Below are 2,332 nucleotides of genomic sequence, written 5' to 3'. Positions count from 1 at the left end.
AATCAAGGCAGGTCCGGCAACCCTGTTTCCCGGTTTCAGCGCTTCGCGGCGGAAGATGGGTGAAGTGCGCCACTCTCCCTCGGTGAAGATTTCGCGGGTTTGCGAAGGGTTTACGGCAAGGTCTTCGGTTCGTGATTCAGTTTCGTCGCGCCCGGTACCGCCGGTGTCGGTGCCTTCGACGCCGACGGTCTCGACGATCATCGGCTTGTCGTCATAGACGAAACCGAACTGCGCCTTGTGGGCGACTTCAAAATCGCGCCTGGCCTGGAAAATCGAATCCGCCTCGAAATTCACCGGCAGTGTCGTGTCGGTGCCATCATAGCGAATGTGCAGCACCGGCTTCGTGGCGACGGTATCCTCGCCGATGCCTTGCGCCGCGAGTTCGGCCACAACGGCTTTTCTCAAAATGGCAATGAGGTTGCCGATCTCCGTTCTGGACTCTTCGGCAAGCGGTTTCAGCAGCGCTTGCTGGCGCGAGGCAAAGACCGAGGACAGGCCGATGCCATAGGCCGACAGCAGGCCAGAGAAGGGATGGATCAGCACCGCCTCCATGCCGAGCGCGTCGGCGACCAGGCAAGCGTGCTGGCCGCCGGCGCCACCGAAGCAGTTGAGGAGATACTCGGTGACGTCGTAGCCGCGCTGCACGGAGATCTTCTTGATGGCATTGGCCATGTTCTCCACGGCGATGGTGACGAACCCTTCGGCGACAGTCTCGGGCGACCGCCCATCGCCGATTTCGGCGGCGAGTGCCGCAAATTTTGCTCGCACCGTCTCGACGTCGAGCGGCTCGTCCTGGCCGGGTCCAAAAATCGCCGGGAAGAAATCGGGCTGCAGCTTGCCAAGCATGACGTTGGCGTCGGTGACGGCGAGCGGGCCGCCGCGCCGGTAGGCTGCCGGGCCGGGATTGGCGCCAGCCGAATCCGGTCCGGCCCGGAAGCGGCCGGCCTCGTAATGCAGGATCGAGCCGCCGCCGGCGGCGACGGTATGAATGCGCATCATCGGCGCGCGGATGCGCACGCCGGCGACCTCGGTGTCGAAGGCGCGTTCGTATTCGCCGTCATAGTGGGCGACATCGGTGGAGGTGCCGCCCATATCGAAGCCGATGACCTTGTCGAAGCCGGCGAGCCTGGCTGTCTCGACCATGCCGACGACGCCGCCGGCCGGTCCTGACAGCAGCGCATCCTTGCCCTGGAACATGTCGGCGGCGGTGAGACCGCCCGACGACATCATGAACATGAGGCGAGGGCTTTCCCTCCCTCTCGAGGGGAGGATGGCGGCAAAGGCGCCGGGTGGGGTCGGATCGACCGGGCTCGACGTCGTGGCGGTGCCTTCCGAGAGGACCCCCTCTGCCCGCTTTGCCGACTGCCCTTCGCTATGGCTTCGGGCGTTCGTCGCTGAAAAAGCCAAATCGCTGGCTTTTTCTCGGCCTTCGGCCCATCGCTCCTCACCCCCCTCGAGGGGGGAGAGGACGCCGAGCTCTTGGCCAACCCTTTGCACATAGCGGGACAGGATCGGCGACAGGTAGGCATCGACCACCGCGGTGTCGCCGCGGCCGACCAGCTTGATCAGCGGCGAGACCTCATGGCTGACGGAGACTTGGGCGAAACCAAGTTTGCGGCAGACTTTTGCCACCGCCTTCTCGTGGTCGGGGTATTTCCAGGCGTGCATGAAGACGATGGCGACCGCATCGATGCCATCGGCCCTGGCCTGTTCGATCGCCGGCCGGCAGGCGGCGATGTCGAGCAATTGTTCGACGCAGCCATCGGCGCGCACACGCTCGTTGATTTCGATGACCCGCTCGTAGAGCTGTTCGGGAAGGATGATCTCCTTGGCGAAGATGTCCGGACGCGCCTGATAGGCGATCTTCAGCGCATCACGAAAGCCCTTGGTGATGAGCAAAAGCACGCGGTCGCCCTTGCGCTCCAGCAGCGCATTGGTTGCAACCGTGGTGCCCATCTTGATGTCGCCGATCAGGCCGCTCGGGATCGTGTCGCCGGCCGACAAGCCAAGAAGGTCGCGAATGCCCTGGATGGCAGCATCGTTGTAGGCTTCGGGATTTTCGGAGAGAAGCTTGCGCGGGTGCAGCCCGCCTTCCGGATCTCGGCCGATGATATCGGTGAATGTGCCGCCGCGGTCGATCCAGAAATCCCATTTTGCGGTCATGACAGCCCCTGGCGCTTTTACGTTCAATCGGTGGTTCGGCACATGCTGTTAGTTCGCCACGGCCTGAGCGGCAATCGCAAATGAACCAGACGATGTTACATGTCGAAACGCAACGTTACGAAACTCATGGCCGTCTGACGCATTTGTCCTTCGACCGCTCACGGCAACG

The 2,332-nt window shown here is 63.1% G+C and carries 1 protein-coding gene; it reads right to left on the bottom strand.

What is annotated here, in order from left to right:
* Positions 1-2,163, bottom strand: a 2,163-nt coding sequence (locus EN893_RS20290; RefSeq protein WP_164900979.1) for a hydantoinase/oxoprolinase family protein, incomplete at its 3' end; no start/stop codon positions are given.
* Between the last annotated feature and the right edge of the window lie 169 nt (positions 2,164-2,332).

The organism is Mesorhizobium sp. M7A.F.Ca.CA.004.04.2.1 (assembly GCF_004022825.1).
In the GTDB taxonomy this organism is placed as follows: Bacteria; Pseudomonadota; Alphaproteobacteria; order Rhizobiales; family Rhizobiaceae; genus Mesorhizobium.
This window is presented reverse-complemented; position numbering and strand designations above follow the sequence as displayed.